16 protein-coding genes are annotated in these 19,602 nt (G+C 64.8%); 8 read left to right on the top strand and 8 right to left on the bottom strand.

All coding sequences use genetic code 11. The annotated features are described in order from the left end of the window. Window positions 1-949 (top strand): magnesium transporter CorA family protein (locus tag ABI213_RS17770; protein WP_348028046.1); only part of this gene is annotated, 949 nt, incomplete at its 5' end. 22 nt (window positions 950-971) lie between these two features. Here ABI213_RS17770 and ABI213_RS17775 read toward each other — a convergent pair. The 6 genes from ABI213_RS17775 to ABI213_RS17800 form a co-directional block, all read right to left on the bottom strand. Further along, window positions 972-3,863, bottom strand: a complete 2,892-nt coding sequence (locus ABI213_RS17775; RefSeq protein ID WP_348028048.1) for an EAL domain-containing protein — start codon at window positions 3,861-3,863, stop codon at window positions 972-974. 227 nt (window positions 3,864-4,090) lie between these two features. Further along, complete coding sequence (locus ABI213_RS17780; RefSeq protein WP_348028050.1) at window positions 4,091-4,741, bottom strand: response regulator; 651 nt, start codon at window positions 4,739-4,741, stop codon at window positions 4,091-4,093. Beyond that, window positions 4,738-5,784 carry an HD domain-containing phosphohydrolase gene (locus ABI213_RS17785; RefSeq protein ID WP_348028052.1) on the bottom strand — a complete coding sequence of 349 codons (1,047 nt, stop codon included), beginning with the start codon at window positions 5,782-5,784 and terminating at the stop codon, window positions 4,738-4,740. The genes ABI213_RS17780 and ABI213_RS17785 overlap by 4 nt, the downstream gene beginning before the upstream one ends. Beyond that, window positions 5,775-9,902: a response regulator gene (locus ABI213_RS17790; RefSeq protein WP_348028054.1), complete on the bottom strand. Its 4,128-nt coding sequence runs from the start codon at window positions 9,900-9,902 to the stop codon at window positions 5,775-5,777. Before ABI213_RS17790 ends, ABI213_RS17785 begins: the two co-directional genes overlap by 10 nt. Window positions 9,903-10,248: 346 nt before the next feature. Further along, window positions 10,249-10,551, bottom strand: coding sequence for a DUF4148 domain-containing protein (locus ABI213_RS17795; RefSeq protein WP_348007109.1), 303 nt, complete (start codon window positions 10,549-10,551; stop codon window positions 10,249-10,251). A 39-nt stretch (window positions 10,552-10,590) separates the two neighbouring features. Next, on the bottom strand, window positions 10,591-10,893 hold the full coding sequence (locus tag ABI213_RS17800) for a DUF4148 domain-containing protein (protein ID WP_348007110.1): 303 nt from the start codon (window positions 10,891-10,893) through the stop codon (window positions 10,591-10,593). A gap of 198 nt (window positions 10,894-11,091) precedes the next feature. Between ABI213_RS17800 and ABI213_RS17805 the strand changes: the two genes are divergently transcribed. Then, a complete protein-coding gene (locus ABI213_RS17805) occupies window positions 11,092-11,976 on the top strand; it encodes a LysR substrate-binding domain-containing protein (protein WP_348007111.1) in 885 nt (294 codons plus the stop codon). Window positions 11,977-12,102: 126 nt separating this feature from the next. Here the strand turns inward: ABI213_RS17805 and ABI213_RS17810 are convergent, their stop codons facing one another. After that, a complete protein-coding gene (locus tag ABI213_RS17810; protein WP_348007112.1) occupies window positions 12,103-12,789 on the bottom strand; it encodes a dienelactone hydrolase family protein in 687 nt (228 codons plus the stop codon). An 84-nt stretch (window positions 12,790-12,873) separates the two neighbouring features. Here ABI213_RS17810 and ABI213_RS17815 point away from each other — a divergent pair, with 84 nt between their 5' ends. The 3 genes from ABI213_RS17815 to ABI213_RS17825 all read left to right on the top strand — a co-directional run bounded on the left by ABI213_RS17815 (window position 12,874) and on the right by ABI213_RS17825 (window position 14,912). Then, window positions 12,874-13,659 (top strand): SDR family oxidoreductase, encoded by a 786-nt coding sequence (locus ABI213_RS17815; RefSeq protein WP_348007113.1) that lies wholly within the window; start codon window positions 12,874-12,876, stop codon window positions 13,657-13,659. Between the two features lie 11 nt (window positions 13,660-13,670). Next, entirely contained in the window at window positions 13,671-14,300 is a 630-nt protein-coding gene (locus ABI213_RS17820; protein WP_348007114.1) for a MarC family protein, read from the top strand. A 66-nt stretch (window positions 14,301-14,366) separates the two neighbouring features. Next, on the top strand, window positions 14,367-14,912 hold the full coding sequence (locus tag ABI213_RS17825) for a lipocalin family protein (RefSeq protein WP_348007115.1): 546 nt from the start codon (window positions 14,367-14,369) through the stop codon (window positions 14,910-14,912). On the opposite strand, the gene ABI213_RS17830 is transcribed toward ABI213_RS17825, so the two are convergent. Then, window positions 14,909-16,273 (bottom strand): MATE family efflux transporter, encoded by a 1,365-nt coding sequence (locus ABI213_RS17830; RefSeq protein ID WP_348007116.1) that lies wholly within the window; start codon window positions 16,271-16,273, stop codon window positions 14,909-14,911. The two genes, ABI213_RS17825 and ABI213_RS17830, sit on opposite strands and share 4 nt — an antisense overlap. Window positions 16,274-16,435: 162 nt before the next feature. Here ABI213_RS17830 and ABI213_RS17835 point away from each other — a divergent pair, with 162 nt between their 5' ends. From ABI213_RS17835 to ABI213_RS17845, 3 genes are all read left to right on the top strand, one after another. After that, window positions 16,436-18,298 (top strand): patatin-like phospholipase family protein, encoded by a 1,863-nt coding sequence (locus ABI213_RS17835; RefSeq protein WP_348028056.1) that lies wholly within the window; start codon window positions 16,436-16,438, stop codon window positions 18,296-18,298. 34 nt (window positions 18,299-18,332) lie between these two features. After that, complete coding sequence (locus ABI213_RS17840) at window positions 18,333-18,686, top strand: aminoacyl-tRNA synthetase (RefSeq protein ID WP_348007119.1); 354 nt, start codon at window positions 18,333-18,335, stop codon at window positions 18,684-18,686. A 95-nt stretch (window positions 18,687-18,781) separates the two neighbouring features. Then, on the top strand, window positions 18,782-19,210 hold the full coding sequence (locus ABI213_RS17845) for a hypothetical protein (protein ID WP_348007120.1): 429 nt from the start codon (window positions 18,782-18,784) through the stop codon (window positions 19,208-19,210). Window positions 19,211-19,602: the final 392 nt, after the last annotated feature.

The raw sequence follows: 19,602 nt of genomic DNA on the forward strand, positions 1-19,602 counted from the left end.
CTGCGGCCACACGCTGGTCGATCTGCACGTGTCGGACCTGCTGAACGCGCATTTGCCCTCGCACTACGACTACACCTCGCAGTACGACCTGCTGGTGTTCCGGCGGCTGGCGGCCGGGCAGCCCGAGGCGGTGCCCGGTGCGCTGACTCCGCACAGCAAGCACAGCGGCCCGCCCATCTTGCGCCGCATCGACACCAACCCGGTGGGTTTTGCGGTGTTCGACCAAGTGCTGCTCACCGTGCACCCCACCGACTGCGCGGTGCGCGACAGCTATGCCGACAAGCTGCTGGCCACCACGTCTAACGAGCTGCGGGCCAGCGGCGCGCGCGTGCCCACCAGCCCGGCCGACGTGATGCTGCGCATCGTCAACCTGATGGTCGATGGCTATCTGGACCTGCGCCGCGAACTCACCCGCCAGCTCGACCACTGGCAAACCGCCCTGCTGCAACCCGGCGCCCGCTTCAGCAACTGGGCAGCGCTACTGGACGCGCGGCTCACGTTGCACCAGCTAGACGACGTGTGCGAAGAGCAACGCTCGGCCATCCAGGACTGGATCGAAGCGGTGAAAACCTGGCCCGAGGCGGACAGCCCCGCCGATGCCCGCGAACGCGAGCTGCTGCAGGTGCGCAGCCGCGACGTGCTGGAGCATATTGAGCGCGTGGTGCGCCACGTGCAGCGGCTGGAGCAAAGCGTGGAAACCGCCGTGCAAATGCATTTCAGCGTGCAGGGCAACCGCGCCAACGACATCATGCTGACCCTGACGGTGCTGACCGCCATCTTTTTGCCACTGAACCTGATTGCCGGCATCTTCGGTATGAATTTTGAGGCGATTCCGTTGATCCACCAACGCAGTGGTTTCTGGTGGGCCATGGGCTCCATGGCCGTGATCGCCGTCGGCATGGGGCTGTTGTTCTGGCGCAAGCAGTACCTGAAGCGTACCGGAAGCTGAACGGCCAACCCCGACCAGAGGGCTACACGGCAGCCAGCAGGCTGAGGTCCAGCGCGTCCTTGGGCAGCGGCACCGAGAAGTAGTAGCCCTGCGCTTGGCCGGCGCCCATTTCACGCAACAAGGCCAGGGTTTCGGCGTCTTCCACCCCTTCGGCCACGACGCTCAGGTCCAGCGATTCGGCCATGCGCACGATGGCCCGGACGATGGCGCGGCTGCGCGGGCTGCGGCTCAGCTCCAAGATGAAAGACTTGTCGATTTTCAGGCCACTGAAGTGGTACTGGTGCACATAGCTCAGCGACGAGAACCCGGCACCAAAATCGTCCAGCACCACCGATACGCCGTTGTCGGCCAGGTGTTTCATGGCCTGGCGCGCCAGTTCCGGTTCGGCCACCAGGGCCCCTTCGGTGAGCTCCAGGCAAATGCGCGACGCTGCCACGCCATGCTCGGCCAACAGACTCAGAACTTCGCTGGAGAATTCACTGCGGGTGATGCTGTAGCTGGAGCAGTTCACGTGCACGGTGGGCCAATGCGCATGTTCGGGCTGTGCCAGGGTCGCCACCACGCTGTGCAGCATGTAGAAATCCAGCCGACCAATCAGCCGCAGGCCCTCCAGTGCAGGCAGAAACTGGCCGGGCGCAACCACCTTGCCGCCCGGCTGGTGCCAGCGGATCAAGGCCTCCAGCGCCACAATCTTCCCACTTTGCAAGTCGATGATGGGCTGGAAATACGGCAGCAACTCGTCGTTGCGTTTGAGCGCGTTGCGCAGGGCGCTTTCTTGCTCCATCTGGTCAGACACTTCCCGGCGCACCTCCTGGCTGAACAACGCATAGCTATCGCGTCCGCCATTTTTCACCCGGTACATGGCGGTATCGGCATCGCGCAAAAGATCGGCCGGCTCCTGGTGGAACTGGCTGTCGGCACCGACCACGCCCACGCTGCACGACGAAAACACGGTGTGCCCATCGATATGGAACGGCAGGTCGAAGGCCTCCACAATCCGTTCGGCAATGGCCGCGGTGACATCCGGCGGCGCACCAAAGGCCAGCACGGCAAATTCGTCCCCGCCCAGGCGGGCCAGCAGATCGCTGTCGCGCATGCAGCCGCGTAGGCGATCGGCCACCTGGACCAACAGCAAATCGCCGGAGTGGTGGCCCAGGCTGTCGTTAACCATCTTGAAGCGGTCCAGGTCGATGAACATCACCACCAGTTCCTGGCCATGGGCGCAGAAAGCCTGCCAGGCGCTGTGCAAGCGCTGTTGCAGATGCGCGCGGTTGGGCAGCCCGGTCAGCGAGTCATGGCCGTTTTCATGTTGCAGCTTGGCATTTGCGTGGTCCAGCTCCCGGGTGCGGTCCTGGACCCGGGCTTCCAGCCGCGTATTGGCGGTGTGGATGGCATCGGCGGCGCTGCGCCGGGACAGAGCCGTGTCGATGTGGCGGGAGACGAAGGTCAGCAGTTCCTGGTCGCGCAGCGAATAATGGATGTCGGCCGAATAGCTTTGCACCGCCAGCACGCCGCGCACCACGTCGCCATCGAACAGCGGAATGCCCAGCCAAGAATAGGACTTGTTGGTGCCCCGACGCGTGGCAATCTCCCCCAGAGTCTCCAACCGACGGACTTCCGGGGCATCGATCAGACAGGGCCGTCGCTGGCGGATGACGTATTCGGTCACACCGCGCTCACCGCGCCGGGGGTTGGGCGGCGGATCCATAAACTCGTCCACGTAGTAAGGAAAAGTCACCTCGGTCGTGGCATCGTCGAACAGCGCGATATAGAAGTTCAGGGCAAACAGCAGCTCGCCCACGATACCGTGCAGGCCGCGGAACAGGTCGGCCATGTCGCCGGGCTGGCTGGCCAATTCGGTGATCTGGAACAAGGCGCGCTGCAGGTGTTCGGCGCGTTCGCGGTCGGCCACCTCGTGGCGCAGCGCGTCATTCAGGGTAGACAGTTCCAGCGTGCGCCGGGCCACGGTTTCTTCGAGGTGCACGCGGTGCAAAATCCGGTCCAGCGCCATCGCCACGTGGCGCGCCACCACCAGAAACAACTCGCGGTCCTCGACGCTGTAGATCCGCGACACGTCGTACACCTGCATGGCCAGCATGCCGAACACTTCGTCAGAAGCATTTTTCAGCGGTACCCCCATCCAGAATTCCGGACGATGGCCCCGGCAATGAAACAGCCCTTGCTCTTCTGCCAAGGCAATGTCCATGGCATCAACAAACATGGGCTCCCCGGTGGTCAGGACATAACCGGTCATCGTCAGGCGCTGGCGGTCTATGACCTCGTAGACCTCGGCATCTATGACCTCCTCATCGGTGTTGTCCACGTAGTACGGCCAGCTGAGCCTGTCGGACTGGCTATCGTACTGCGCCAGATAAAAGTTTTCGGCATCGATCAAGGTCGCCAGTTGGCGGTGTACGCCTTGCAAAAACGCGCCACGGTCTCGGGTGGAACTGGCCAGGTAGGTAATTTCAAAAAGCACCCGTTGGCTGGCCTGGGCCCGGGCAAGCGCATCGGTCTGCAAGCGCAGGCCCAGCTTGCGCGCCAGCTCAGCTAACAGAACGTTGCCCGCTTCGCTGTGCGCAGCGACCACCCAACCCAAGGCGCTTTCACCTTGGCCGGTGGCCCAGCGGTGCAGACCCTGGTCCCGGCAGAACGCCTCGAATACACCGTTGGTGATGGCCACGGGCCAGTGCCCGGCATGCCCCTGTCCGACCAGATGCAGTTTCTCTCCCGCACGGTAAACCGCCCACTGCAGGGCGGGCGCACTGTGCTGCACCGCGCCCAGCAAGGCTTGCAGGCTGTCTTGGGGGAAGGCGGTTTCTGCCGAACCCGATTTCCCGGACGCGCCCGCCTCCATCGCACGGTGTCCTGCGTGCGGTGGATCGGTGTCTTGGTGGGAAAAACGAGAAATCATCGGCGCTCCTTGCCTGCTGTCAGGCCCGCTATCTTCGACGCTTGCAACGGCGTTTTGCAAGGACCCTGTATCTTTTTTCGCGCCTGCAGCGTCGGAAATGCCGGATTTGCCAATTTAGCCCGTGCGGCGGCGGTGCGTGCGCAGGCAATACCCCCAACGCTGCCGCAGTAAATTGAGGTGCCCAATAGCCTTCCAGCGCATATTCCACTTGCACAAGAAGCTACCATTTAAATAGCATCAGGGTTCGCCCGGCAAAATGCTGCCAAGGCGGTGTCCAACAACCCGAGATCGGCGCGCAGGGCCGCTACCTGTGCGTGGTAGGCGGAGGAGGCACACGCGGCACTGTCGGCTTCCAGGGCCTGGGCTCGGCGGACCAGCGGGGTGGCGTGGAAGTTGGCGACCAGGCCCTTGAGGGTGTGGGCGAGGCGGTGGGCAGTGGGGGCATCGGCGGCGTGCATGGCAGCTTCCAGCGCGTCCAGTTGCTGCGGCCAGTCGCGCCTGAACGGGAGGGCGACCACGCCGACGATCCAGGGGTCGGCCTGGGCCAGGGCCTGGGCGTAGTCAAAGGGCTGTGCGGAATGCGCGTCCAGCGCGGCGCGCAGTTCGGGCGGGCGCACGGGTTTGAACAGCAGTGTGTGCAGACCAGCGGCCTGGCAGCGCTCTTGGGTTCCGGGATGGTCGAAAGTGGCCAGGCCCAACGCCGGGCGTACCGGGTGGGCCAGCGCGGCATCCACAGCGCCATCCAGGTCCAGCAGCGCCAAGTCCACCGGGCCATCGGCCTCGGCATCCAGCACCTGGTGGCCCCAGCCCTGCAACAGGGCGCGCAGCACCGCATCGTGGCCCGGCGTGGTGCGGGTGCCGACCAGCAGGATGTTCATGGCACTTGCGCCGGGTCGTCCAGCCGGGCCTTGGTGGCCAGCACGGCCTCCAGTTGGACCATGAAGGCATCGACACATACGGGGTCGAAATGGCTGCCGGATCCGTCGCGCAGCAGTTGCAGGGCACGTTCAACCGGCCAGGCGGCTTTGTAGGGGCGGGCGCTGGTGAGCGCATCGAACACATCGGCCACGGCCACGATGCGGCCCGCCAGTGGAATCATGTCGCCCACCAACCCGCCAGGGTAGCCACTGCCGTCGAATTTTTCGTGGTGCGAGATGGCGATGGTGGAGGCCATTTGCATCAGTTGGGAATGGCCCACTACCAGCGCCTGGTGGCCAATGCTGCTGTGGGTTTTCATGATTTCGAACTCGGCCGGGTCAAGCTTGCCGGGTTTGAGCAGGATGCTGTCGGGGATGCCGACCTTGCCTACGTCGTGCAGCGGCGCAGCGTCAAATAGCAACTGCTGGGTTTCGGCAGGCAGACCCAGGTGCTGGGCGATGAGCAGCGAGTAGTGCGCCATGCGCTGGGTGTGCAGGCCGGTTTCGGGGTCGCGGTATTCAGCGATGCGGGAGATGCAAGCGATGGTTTCGCGGTCACGCAGGCGCAGTTCGGCGGTGGCTTTGGCGACTTCTTCCTGCAGCCACTGGGCCCGGTCGGCCAGCCGGGTCTGGCTGCGGCGCAGGGCCAGCATGTTGCGGGTGCGGGCAAAGAATTCGGTGCGGTCCAGCGGTTTGGACAAAAAGTCGTTGGCTCCAGCCTCTAGCGCCTGCACCCGCACCGCACGCTCGTCGCTGGCGGTGACCATCAGCACGGGAATATCTTCTCGCCCCGGGATGGCGCGGAACCGGCGGACCAGGCTGATGCCGTCCAGCACCGGCATCAGGTAATCGACCAGCAGCAGGTCGGGCACGGTGGTCTGGCAAAACGCCAACGCCTCCATGGGCTGTAAGAAGCAGTGCACGCGGCAGCCGCCCACCTGGTCCATCAGGCGGTTGAGCAGCACCACGTTGATGTCTACGTCGTCCACGATTACTACGTCCATGCTGCACTCCCAGTTGTCGTCCACGCCACAACAGCGCTCTCCAGGCGCGCCACCAGTGCCTCCAGTTGCGGCCCGGGTTCGGGCCAGGAGCCGGGTGGGCTGTCCAGGCTATCGCGCCACGCCCGCGCCTGTTGGGCCAGGGCCTCACCGCCCACGGCGTCGGCCGCGCGGCCCAAGGCCTCCAGCCGCACGCTGGCTTCGGCGCTGCGGCGGGCTTGCAGGGCCTCGCGCAGAGCGGGTAACTGGTGTTGCAGGTCGGCCAGCAATCCAGGCAGCAGAGCTGCCACCTGCGGCAAGTCGTCCCCATAGTATCGGCCCAGCGACACCAGACTGAAGTCTTCCAGCGGCGGCGCGAACACCGTCACCGCGCCCGAGCGCAGACGGCACCAGCGCTGCACCGCCGCACGCAAGGCAGGGGCATCGATGGGTTTGCTGAGGTGCTCGTCCATGCCTGCGGCAATGGCGGTGGCGCGGTCGCCGACCATGGCGTTGGCGGTCAGGGCGATGATGGGCACGTCCCGGTGCCGAGTCCCGGCTGCACCGGCGCGGATGCGGCGGGTGGCTTCGTAGCCGTCCATCTCGGGCATGTGGCAATCCATCAGCACCACGTCAAAGGGATGCTGGCGCAGCAGTGCCAAGGCCTCGCCACCGTGCGAGGCGGTATGCACCTGGTAGCCCCATTTATCCAGCAGGGCCAGTACCAGCCTTTGGTTGGTGGGGTTGTCTTCCACCACCAGCACGCGGGCACCGGGCATGGCCGTCTGCAGGGTATCGCGGGTGACCCGCGGCGCAACCGCGGGTACGGATGGCGGCGGGGTGCCCAGGGACAGCAGCGTTTGCATGCAGCGCAGCAACTGCACGCCCTTGATGGGCTTGGTCAAAAATGCGGCAAAACCGGCAGCCGTCAAGCGGGCCGCGTCGCCGCGCTGGGCGACCGAGGTGAGCATGACCCGTGGAACCGCGGCCCACCGCGGGTCGGCCTGCATCCAGCGGCCCAGGGCTTCACCGTCCATGCCGGGCATGCGCATGTCCAAAATCGCCGCGTGCAGCCTGCGGCCCGCGGCGTGCTCGGCGGCCAGGATGTGCTGGGCCTGCAGACCGGATTCGGCTGTCACGGCCTGCATGCCCCAGTCCTGCAATAGCAACTCCAACAGGCGGCGGTTGGTGGCGTTGTCGTCTACCACCAGGACGCGCAGGCCGTTCAGGTCCGACAAGGGTCGCTCGACCTCGGCGGGGTGGGGTGCCAGCGGTATGCCCAGCGGCAGCTCGAACCAGAACACCGAGCCCTGGCCCAGCACGCTGCGGGCACCGATCACCCCACCCATGCGCTCGACCAGTTGCTTGGAAATCGCCAACCCCAGTCCGGTGCCGCCGTACTGGCGGGTGGTGGACGCATCGGCCTGGGTGAAGGGGGTGAAGAGCTGGGCTAATTTTTCGGGCGTGATGCCGATGCCGCTGTCGCGCACCTCGAAATGCAGCAGCACCTCGCTGTCCTGGTCGGCCACCAGGGCCAGGTCGATGGTGACCTCGCCCTGCTGGGTGAACTTGGTGGCGTTGCCCGCCAGGTTCAGCAGCACCTGGCGCAAACGACCCGGGTCGCCGCGCACCCGGGACGGCACCTGCGGCTGCGCGACCCAAGCGCACTCCACCGGCTTTTTACCGATGCCAAAAGCCACCACGTCGGCCACCTCGTCCATCAGGCTGCGCAGGTTGAAGTCCAGCACCTCCAGCTCCAGCTTGCCCGCTTCGATCTTGGAGTAGTCGAGGATGTCGTTGATGATGCGCAGCAGGGATTCGCCACTGTTGCGCACGGTTTCGGCGTACTCGCGCTGCTCGTCGCTCAGTGGGGTATCGAGTAGCAAACCGGTCATGCCCAGGACGCCGTTCATGGGGGTGCGGATTTCGTGGCTCATGGTGGCCAGAAATTCGCTCTTGGCCTTGCTGGCCTCCTCGGCAATCTGGCGCGCCAGCGCCGATTCGTAGAGGGCCAGCTCGGCGGCCCGCATGCCGGCCTGGGCCAGGATGGCGCGGATACCGTAGGCGACATTGTTGGCCGCTTCGCCAAACAGGCGCACTTCGTCGGCAGAGAAATTGTCGATCACGCTCGAATGCGCAAAAATCGCGCCCCACACGCCATCCGCACCGTGCAGCGGCAGACACAGCATGGACCGTACCCCCAAAGCCTGGGCGCTGCCCGGCCCGGTCATGGCACGGGGGTCGGTGCGGGCATCTGCCACCACCATCAGCGTACCCTCCACAATGCAGCGGCCCATGACCCCAAAACCCGGTGCCGCTTCGGACCAGCTGTGCGGCAGAAGGCGCATCTCTTCGGCCAGCACACCATGGCTGGCGACCACACTGACGCTTTTATAGACATCCCTCTCGGTGCGGCCAATACCCACGGTGGAGTAGCCCCCCAATTCCACCATCAGGCGGCAGATGGTATCGAGCAAGTCCTGCAACTGGGTGGACTTGGCCACCGCCAGATTAATGGCACTGATCAGGGTCAGCGCACGGTTCAGGCGCTGCAGGTTCGCCTCGTCACGTTTCAAGGCGGTGATATCCCGGCCCAAGATGATGACCCCCTCGACATCGCCCGCGGCGTTGCGCAAAGGCATGTAGCGCGACAGCGCGGTGATGGGGGCCAAACGGTCCTGCTGTGGCGAGGTAAATTCAAGCTGCTCTTCACAGCCGGTGGCCAACACCCGAGCCACCAGGTCATCGTGCTGCTGCCGGGTGGCGTGGTTCAGCATGGTGACGGAGGGGTGCATCACATCCGCATCGTCACCCCACACACTGCGGTACCAACGTTGCATGGCCGGGTTCATGTACATCCGCTGGCCTTGTGCATCCAGGCACAGGATCAGGTCGGTGATGTTTTCCGCCAGGCCCCGAAACTGCTGCTCGCTGTCGGTCAGGCGCTTTTGCAGGGCTTGGCGGTCCACGATATTGCGGGCGGTAGACAGCGAATACGCCACACCTTCATGTACAAAAGAATTGATGCGGACCTCGACCGCAAAGTCGGGCCCTTGGCGTGGCCGGTGGGTGGACTCGAACAGCACGTGGCCCCGCGCCTTCAACTCCGCGCGCAGACTGGCCAACTTGGCGGCGGTCAGCCCGGGGTCGATGTCGTGCAGCGTCATGCCGCCGATGAGTTCAGCCTGGCTGTAACCCAGAGATCTGCACATCGTCGCGTTCACGTACACAAAACCGCTGCCCCCCAGCTTCACCAGGCACACCGAGTCGTCCACCCGGTCGAGCGCCGCACCCAGCATGTGCAAACGGTCCTCAATGGCCTTGCGGTCGGTGATGTCACGCGACAGGCCCACCGTACCGAGGAGTTCTCCGTCCAGGATGGCCGGGGCCTTGATGGTTTCAAACCAGCGCGCCTGTGGCCCCGTGCCCAGCGGGGCCACGATGTGCACCGCTTGCAGAGTCTGCATCGCCACGCGCTCTTCGGCCAGGCACACCTCGGCAATCTCGGGCGGGAACAAATCAAAGTCGTTTTTACCCAGCATGTCGCCGGGCAGGGCAAAACCGCGCTCATCGGCCACACCCTGGCTGACCACCAGGAAACGGCTGTCGGCATCTTTGAGCCAGATTTTGAAGGGCAGGTTGTCCACCAGGACGCGCTGGTTGCGCTCGCGCTCCAGCACCTGGGCTTCGGCGCGTTTGCGCCGACTGATGTCGATACCCACGCCCACCGTACCGCACTGCCCTGCGCCGTAGCGCACCGGCGTCTTAAAAATTTCTTCCCATGGGGCATCGGGCGACACGCCTTGCTGCTCCTCGATATGGCGGGCCTCGCCACTCTCCATCACTTGCACATCGACCTCGCGAAACCGCTGGGCCAAGGGTGCGGGCCAGAGTTCAAAGTCGGTTTTGCCCAATAACGCATCCGCATCGGGCAGCTGCAGCCGTTCCACATAAGCCTGGTTGACCAGCAGATGCAATCCCTGCGCGTCTTTGAACCACACGGGAAACGGCAGGCTGTCCAACACCGTGCGTTGCTGCTGGCATTGCAGCTCCAGGGCCGCCAAGGCATCGGCGGCGCGCTGCCCCTGTGCACGCAAGGCCCGCCTCAGCACGACCGTACCCATCCAGGACACGGCCAACATACCCACCGCGCCACATACCGCGGGCCATACCCCGGGCGGGCGGGCCAGCCAAGCGAGGCCTAAAGTGGCGGTGCAGAGCACCAACGGAGCCCATTGAAGCCGCCCCATCGACACAGGAGTTACGCCACGCCCTGTGGGTGCACAGAGGTCTTTGCGTATGTCCTGGTCCATTCCCATGGTGGGTCCCTCAAGCCAATGAAAGACGGACACGACGCATCGCCCGGCCACAGTGCTAGAAGCGCTGTGGCCGGGCGATGCGTCCACCCGACTTGTAACATTGTGCGCCAGGGAGGTAGCGCAGCGTTAGCGGACTAACCCAGGTGAACCCTCAAAAAATGGCCGCTTTTCAGCCGTGGTAGACCGGCATGCTGCCGTCTTTTTCCGCCTGGATCAGCTCAGTGCGCACTTCGGCACGGGTTTTGGGTGTGCCGTTCGCCTTGATCACCGGATAGTCGACGGAATTCACCGCAGCCAGGCTGCCGTCTTGCTGGGCGGCCAACAGTTCCGCCTTCACCTGGGCGCGGGTCACCGTGCTGGGGGTGTTGGCAGGCTGGTTATTTGCACGGTCATACGAGTCGGCAAACGCGCTGGTGGCGGCCATAGAGGCCAGAGCGATGACGGAAGAAGCTAACAATTTACGCGTGTTCATGGTGGTGTCTTTCAAATTTACAGTGGGGTGTCGCAGGGCTTAGCCGTGGAACACCGGGATGGAGCCGTCTTTTTGCGCCTGGACCAGGTCGGCGCGAACTTGGGCGCGGGTCTGGGGTGTACCGGTGGCGGTGATGACGGGGTAGTTGTTGTCGTTTACTACGGCGAGCGAGCCGTCTTTTTGGGCCGCTACCAGATCGGCCCGCACCTGGGCGCGGGTCACCGTACTTTGGGTGCTGGTCACCACAGAGTTCTGACGGCCGTAAGAATCAGCAAACGCGCTGGTGGTGGCGACAGAGGCCAGGGCAATCAGGGAAGCAGCTAAAAATTTATGCGTGTTCATGGTCATTCCTTTAAGTTAAGACAGTTCAGCCGGACCAGGAACCTCTGGCGGGGCCGCCACTCTTTCAGAGTAGTTACGGCGCCGGAGGACTGGTTCACAGGGTTTCTCACCTTGCCCTAATTCAGAATACGTGGCTGCAACTAAGTTTCAGCTTTATGACCCCCTAAACGGAACCACGCTGTTTCGGTCTTGGAAACAATGGACACCCTCGAACTCATCCGCACCTTCCGTGAAGTCGCCGCCCGCGGCGGCTTTTCTCTGGCCGCCAAAACCCTGGACGTGTCCAAGGCCAATGTAAGCAAACACGTCGCCGAGCTGGAGTCGCGCCTGGGCACCCGGCTGCTCAACCGCAGCACCCGCACCGTCAGCCTGACCGACGCGGGCGACCTGCTGCTGGAGCGCAGCAAACCCTTGCTGGAAATGATGGCGCTGACCCGCGAAGAGCTGCAGCACCGCGCACAAGAACCCAGCGGCCGCCTGCGCATGACCGCGCCGCAAGGCATTGGCAGCGTGGAGCTGCCCGCCCTGCTGGCCGACTTCATGCGGCGCTACCCTGAAGTGCACATCAGCCTGGACCTGAGCAACCGGGTGCTCGACTTGGTGGAAGAAGGACTGGATCTGGCGCTGCGCGTCAGCACCGCGCCGAACGACAACCTGATCGTGCGCAAGCTGCGCCGCATCGACGTGGTGGTCTGCGCCAGCCCCGGCTACTGGCAGCAGCGCGGCCAGCCCCTGCACCCGGACGATTTGGCCGCGCACGATGCCGTCACGCTGTCCATCCACGGCCTGCATCCAGAATGGCGCTTCAAGGTGAACGGCAAGACCCACAACGTGGCGGTGCGCAGCCGCATGGACGCGACCGACCCGGTGCCGCTGGTGCACCTGGCCTTGTTGGGTCTGGGCATCGCCCGCGTGCCGCGCCTTCTGGTGCAAAGCCAGCTGGACAGCGGGGCCCTGGTGGCCGTGCTGGAGGACTACCGCGCCAACGACCTGTGGCTGTACGCCGCCTATGTCCAGCGCCGCCACAACAGCGCGGCGCTGAAGGCCTTGCTGGATTTCATGGAAGCACGCTGGAAAGTTTGAACAGCCTAAAAATGGTGTTTTTAGGCTATTTTTTAGGCATTAAATAGGCTGTCAGCGTAGGTACTACCTGCGCAGGGTGCTACGAAATTTTTACTTAAAAACCGTAGCGGGCCCTCACAGGCACTTTCAGACCAGGTGTTCGGCAAAAAACGCCAACGAGCGCTCGCGCGCCAGCGCCGCTGCCGGTGCGTCATAGGCCCCGCGCTGGTCGCAGTTAAAGCCGTGGTCGGCCGGGTACAGGCGCACATCCACCGCCAGATGCGCCTGGGCAAAGGCCCGCACCGTGTCCAGCGCGATGCCGTGGTCGCGCTCGCCAAAATGCGACAGCACCGGCACCCGGGGCGTGCGGGCCACTTCGGCCGCCGCCGTCATCCCGCCGCCGTAGTACGTCACCGCCGCACTCAGGCCCGACACCAGGCAGGCGGCGCGCCAGCTCAGCAAACCGCCCCAGCAGTAGCCCACAATGCCGACCTTTCCCGCCTGGGCGGTGGCGTAGGCCACGGCGGCCTGCACGTCCAGCATCAAGGTGGGCACGCCCAGCGCCTCGGCAGCGGCTTTCAGGGCGATACCGGCCTGCACGTCTTCTGCCGTGTAACCCAGGTCCACACCGGGCTGTGCGCGGTGGAACATGGCCGGGGCCACGGCCAGGTAACCCGCGGCGGCATAGCCATCAGCCACCGAACGGATATGGCTATTGATGCCAAAAATTTCCTGGATCACCACCACCGCGCCCTTGGGCGTGCCGCTGGGTTGGGCCACGTAGGCGGGCAGAACAAAGCCGTCGGCGGCGGTCAGGTCGATGAGAGAGGACATACGAAGCACTCCAAAATAAAGAGGGACACACAAAGGTAGGGGATCGTACTGGTATCGTTCCCACCCCACACCTCTCCATTCTGTATGACCCCATCTTCTACATCACCCGTGCTGCTGGTCACCGGCGGCGGACGCGGCATCGGTGCCGCCACCGCCCGGCTCGCCGCCCAGCGCGGCTACGCCGTGGCCGTCAACTACGCCCACAACGCCAGCGCCGCCGAACAGCTGGTGGCCGACATCCGGGCCGATGGCGGCAAAGCCATCGCGGTGCAAGCCGATATTGCCGATGAAGCCCAGGTGCTGCGCCTGTTCGCGTGCGTGGATGCAGAGCTAGGCCCGCTGCAGGCGCTGGTCAACAACGCAGGTGTCGTGGACGCTCCCGCGCGGGTCGAAGCCATGGATTTGGCGCGGCTGCAGCGCATGTTTAGCGTGAATGTGATCGGCAGCTTTCTGTGCGCCCGTGAAGCCGTGCGCCGCATGGGCACGCGCCTGGGCGAGCGCAACTTTGGCCCCGGCTACGGCCGTGGCGGGGCCATCGTGAATGTCTCCAGTGCGGCCTCGCGCCTGGGTTCGCCCGGCCAGTATGTGGACTACGCAGCGGCCAAAGGTGCCATTGACAGCATGACCCTGGGCCTGGCCAAAGAGGTGGCGGCCGATGGCATCCGCGTCAACGCCGTGCGCCCCGGCCTGATCGAAACCGAGATCCACGCCTCTGGCGGTCTGCCCGACCGGGTGCGCGACCTGTCGGCCAGCGTGCCGCTGCAACGCGGCGGCACGGCGCTAGAAGTGGCCCACGCGATTTTGTGGCTGCTCAGCCCCGAATCAAGTTACACCACCGGGGCGCTGGTGGATGTGAGCGGCGGACGTTAAGCTTGTCGGCCATGGACTTCAAACCCCTCATCACCCTGTTGGCCATCGTCAACCCGCTGGCCATCGTGCCGTTCTTCATCCACTACACGCAGAGCTTTTCAGAGGCCCAGCGCAAACGCACCATCTGGGTGTCGTCGTTCAGCGTGTTCGTGGTGATTGCCGTGAGCGCCTTGCTGGGGCTGCAGATTCTGGAGTTTTTCAACATCTCGCTGGCCAGCTTCCAAGTGGGCGGCGGCTTGCTGCTGATGACCTCGTCGCTGAACATGCTGAATGCCCGGCCCGTCGAATCCAAGTCCACCGTTATCGAGCTGCAAGATGCCTCCGAGCGCGCCGCCGAGGGGGCCAGCATTGCCGTGGTGCCGCTGGCCATTCCGCTGCTAACCGGCCCAGCCAGCATGTCCACCGTGGTGATTTACGCCGACAAGGCCAAGACCTTTTTACAACTGATGACCCTGGTCAGCTACGGCGTAGTGATTGGCCTGGCCACCGCGCTGTGCTTTGCGCTGGCCGGCCCGATTGCCCGCGTGCTGGGCAAAACCGGCATCAACGTGATGACGCGGCTAATGGGCCTGATCCTGGCCGCGCTGGCCGTGGAAGTGATGGCCGACGGCCTGCACAAGCTGTTTCCCATTTTGGGCTGATGCTGCGGTTTTGATAGCTGCTTGCGCAGGTAACATATGCGCCAGAGGCCTATTTTTTATAAATTTATGTCACACACTTTTCGCCGTTTAATCCCTTTGCTGCTGGCCTCCGTGCTGGCCCTGGCCGGCTGCTCCACCACCGTGCCGGAGGGCATTACTGCGGTCACACCGTTCGATGCCACGCGCTACGCGGGCAAGTGGTTTGAGATCGCCCGGCTCGACCATTCGTTTGAGCGTGGGCTGGACAACGTCAGCGCCCGCTACACGCTGCAGCCGAACGGCAGCGTGCAGGTCATCAACCGGGGCTTCAGCGCGGAAAAGAAGGCCTGGAAGGAAGCCGAGGGCGTGGCCAAGTTCACTGGCGACCCGCACACGGCATCGCTCAAGGTGTCGTTCTTCGGCCCGTTCTACGGCGGCTACCACGTGGTGGCGCTGGACCCGGCCTACCGCTGGGCGATGGTGGTCGGGGCCGACCGCAGCTACGTGTGGATTCTGGCGCGCGACAAGCAGTTGCCCGCCGAGATCCGCGCGCAGTTGCTGGCCAAGGCGCAGGCCTTAGGCATTGCCGTAGACCAGCTGGTGTGGGTGGACCAAAGCCGTAGCGACAGTTAGGCCTTCGACCCCATCCGGCCCACCAACCGGAACGCCACCACCATCGCCAGCGTGCCAAAAATCGCCGTGCCAAAAGCGGCCCCGGCCAGCACGCCCACCGGGCCAAACTGCGCACCCCACCAGGCAAACGGAATCGTGCCCAGGGTGGCGCGGGCCCAGTTGAAGCCGGTGGACCACAGCGGCTTGCCCAGGTTGTTGAACGCGGCATTGGCCACAAACAGCGCCCCGGCAAAAAAGAAGCTGGCCGCCAGCCAGGAGCAAAACATGTGGATCAGGTGCGCCGCGTCGCCGTGCGCGCTGAAGGCCCAGACCAGACCGTTTTGCCCCAGCGCCAACACCAGCCAGGCGGTGCCCACGGCCATCACCATGAACTTCAGGCTGTCACGCAGGCCCTGGCGCACCCGGTCAAACTGGCCCGCGCCCAGGTTTTGCGCCAGGATGGGGCCGACCGCGCCGCTGAGCGCGTAAATCAGCCCAAACGCCACCGGGGTCACGCGGTCGATGATGGCCTGCCCGGCCACGGCAGACGCGCCAAACTGGGCGATGGCATGGGTCACAAACGCCGCGCTGATGGGGGTGGCCAGGTTGGTCAGCACGGCCGGGCCCGCCACGCCCGCCAGCAGCCGGGCATCCGCACCCAAAGCCGCCCGGTTCATCGGCCCTAAGCGGCCCAGCAGACCGTGGCGCAGCACGCCGCGCAGGCCTACCGCCGCCAAGATGCTGCGCGACACCACCGACGTAGCCGCCGCGCCGTCCAGCCCCATGTGCAGGCCAAAGATCAAGATCGGATCGAGCACGGCGGTCACCACGGCCGCCCCCAATGTCACCGCCATGGCCCCGCGCGCATCGCCCACCGAGCGCATCAGCGCGGAGCAGGCCATGCCGATGCCCAGCAGCGGCAGCGAATGCACCGTGACACTGAGGTAGCGCACGGCCAGGCGCTCGGTCTCGCCGGTGGCGCCCAGGGCCCGCAGCAGCGGGTGCAAAAACGGCGCGGTGCCGCTACCGATCAACGCGGCCAGCAGCCCCATCAACAGCAGGCTGGAAGTGGCCAGCCGCTTGGCATCCGCCGCCCGGCCCGCGCCCACGGTGCGCGCCACCACCGCCGTGATGCCAATCGTCAGCCCGATGCACAGCGAGGCATGGAAGAAGCCCACCACGCCCGCAAACCCCACCGCCGCCGCAATCGACTGCTGGCCCAACTGGGAGATGTAGAACAGGTTGATCAAATCCACAATGAACACCGCCACCAGCCCGATGGCCGAGGTGGTGGACATCACCGCCACATGCCGGAACAATGGGCCTGTAACAAAACGTGCTGAAACCGAAGGAGAGGCCGGGGAGGAAGCAGGGGCAGTCATGGTGGGCGATGGTACAAGCCCGATATGGAGGACTTACGCAGCACCCCCGGATGCCCTCCGGACGTACAAGGGGACTTGCGTAAGTCCTGTTTACTACTAAAACAATAGCTTCTTGCGCAGGCACTAGCTGCGCAAAGCACCGATTTCATTCAAAAAATAAGCATGCCCATTTCACGCAGCCGCCAGCAATCCCAGGATGCCCTGCTGGTGCGCCACCTCCAGGCCTTCTTCGGCGCGCTGGAGCCCGAGGCCATGGAGCTGCTGCGGCATAGCCTGGCGTGGGTGGAAATCAGCGGCGGCGACACCCTGCTGACCCAGGGCGAGCCCGGCGACGCGATGTACCTGGTGGTCAGCGGCAGGCTGCGCGCCTTTGTACACGCCGAGGGCTCTGGACCGCAGCGGGTGGGCGACATCGTGCGCGGCCAGGTCGTGGGCGAAATGAGCCTGTACACCGGCGAACCCCGTGCCGCCACCGTGGTGGCGGTGCGCGACGCAGTGCTGGCCCGGCTGGACCGCCCGGCATTCCAACGGCTGCTGGCCTGCAGCCCCCAGCTGTCAATCGCCTTCACCACGCAAATCATCCACCAATTGCAAACCAGCAGGCAAGGCCGCAAGCCGGTGGCCGACAAGCTGGTCACCATCGGCCTGCTGCCCATCACCACAGGCATCGCCCTGCCCGACTTTGCCGCCCGGCTGGCCGCCCAGCTTAGTCCCCTGGGCCGGGTGGGCGTGGTCAGCCGCCACGACATCGACCAGCAGCTGGAGCAACTCGGCCTGGGCCCCAGCGACAACACCGACAAAGAAACCCAGCGCCGCATCGCCATACTGCTGGACCAGATCGAGGCCGAACACGACTTTGTGCTGCTGCTGGCCGATGCCACGCCCACGCCCTGGACACAGCGCTGCTGCCGCCACTGCGACGAGCTGCTGCTGCTGGCCGACGCCACCCAGCCGCCGGCGCTGCACCCCAGCGAGCGGCAGTTTTTAAGCAACCGCCCGCCGCTGACGGTGATTGCCGACATCCTGGTGCTGCTGCACCCGGCCGACCAGCGATCGCCGCGCGGCACGGCCCCCTGGCTGGCCCGCCGACCCGTGGCGGGGCATCTGCACATCCGCCCCGATTTGTCCCGCGACATGGCCCGGCTGGCCCGCATCCAGAGCCGTACCGCCGTGGGCCTGGTGCTGGCCGGGGGTGGCGCGCGCGGGCTGGCCCACCTGGGCGTGCTGCGCGCGCTGCACGAGCGCGGCATTGAGGTGGACTGGGTGGGCGGCACCAGCATCGGCGCGGTGATGGCCACCTATGCAGCATCCGACCAGCCGCTGGACACGGTGATGGCCAACGCCCGCCGCGCCTTTGCCACCAACCCCACCGGCGACTTCAACCTGTTCCCGGTGCTGTCGCTGATCAAGGGCCTGCGGCTGAAGCGCATCCTGCGCACCGCGGTGGAGGAACTGGTGGGCTTTGATGCCGACATCGAAGACCTGTGGAAAAACTTCTTCTGCGTAGCCACCAATTTCTCCAGCGCCAGCGAGCAGCGCCTGCAGCAGGGCAACCTGGCCCATGCGCTGCTGGCCAGCACCTCCATCCCCGGCGCACTGCCCCCGGTAGCGCACGGCGGCGATCTGCTGTGCGACGGCGGCAGCTTCAATAATTTCCCGGTGGACGTGATGCGCAGCATGCGCGGCGTGGGCCGGGTCATCGGTGTGGACTTGAACATCCGCACCCCGGTGCGGGTAGACCATGAAGACATGCCCAGCAGCTGGGCCCTGCTGCGCGACCGCCTGCGCCCGCTGGCCCAGCGCCGCTACCGCTTGCCGTCCCTGCCCTCGTACCTGATGACGGTGACCATTCTGTACAGCATGTCGCGCCAGGCCAGCGCCCAGCAGCAGTGCGACCTGTACTTCAACCCGCCGCTGAACCGGGTCGGCATGCTGCAGTGGCGGCGGCTGGAGAACATCGTGCAACGCGGCTATGCGCATGCCCTGCAAGTGCTGGATGCCCCGCCTGACATCCGCAGCCCGTAGGCCTATAGTGTTTTGACAAACTCCAGGAGCCCCCATGCGCATGACCGACGAAGAATACTTCCGCAGTTGCGTGGCCAAAGAGCGGCAACTGGCCCATTTACTGGGCCACCACCAGATCGAGGAATGCTATGAAACCGCGGGCACGCTGTGGGAGGGGCGCAGCAAGCTGCCGCAGTGGACCCGCAGCTGGAGCGCCTGCGGCCCGTTGCTGACCGCCCACCGCATTGCGCTGCACTTTGGGACGGATGCCGCCGGTGCCTGGGTGCAGGCGGGCAGCACCACCCAGCACTTTGCCGACCACCCCCACCCCGACCGTGCGGTGATGCTGGCGGTGGTCAAGGAAGTGGTGCGCCGACTCGAACACCCCAAAGAACTGCGCGCCGCCTAGAACGTGTTTGCGGTCTTGGCGAAGGCCGCAATTGCTGGGCGTTTATGCCGCTTTGCGGTGATTCAAAACCATAGCAAGCTATAAACTTTGAAGCTATGAACACACCCGACCTGCGCCAAGAATCTCCCTGGAACGCCGAGCTGATGCTGCCCCGGGTGACCGACAACCCCAAGCTGCTGGAGCTGCAGATTCTGCTGGGCGGCCTGCAACTGGTGCTGAGCCGGGTGCACCCCGCATTTGCCGCCAGCCGCTTCATCGCCACCCGACAACTGGCCCAGCGCCTGACGCGCGGCATCGAAACCCTGAACCCGCACAAGGCCCACATGGGCAGCATTGACCTGCAACAGGCCCTGCAGGAAACCGAAAAAGCCCTCGACCCCGGCAGCCTGATGGTGCTGCGCAAACTGCTGGCCCAGTCCCAGAAAGACGAACACGACGAGGCCGACATCGGCCACGCCGACTTCACCTACAGCGACTTCATGGCCGAAGAACAACTGCTGGCGCACCGCCAAGTGGCGCACTGAAGGCGCACTAAAACAATGCGCACCAGAAAGGGTAAGTCCTAATACCCGTGAGCACACATGCGGATACAGTCTCGTCAACTTGCAGAGGGGCCCAGCGCTTCTCCCAGCGAGGGTCCGGGGAGACACCCAGCAGAATGATCAACAAATCTATTTAGACATCCGCTACGAGATGTTTTTGAAAAGCGCCGCTTCATCCCGGCGCTTTTTCTTTTTGTGGCTGTGGCACACCCCCAGTCTTCAGTGCTTCGCATCTTTCGCCAACCCCCCTCGTATCGGTTTGAAAAACCGATACGACACGCAGGGGGCAACAGCAGCGGCCTGGCGGAGCCAGTTCCGCGCTGTTCTCGAAGGGATGTCAATCACCTTGGGTTTGTGCTTTTTCGGCCATTAGC

The organism is Rhodoferax sp. (genome assembly GCF_039922535.1).
Classification (GTDB): domain Bacteria; phylum Pseudomonadota; class Gammaproteobacteria; order Burkholderiales; family Burkholderiaceae_C; genus Rhodoferax_B.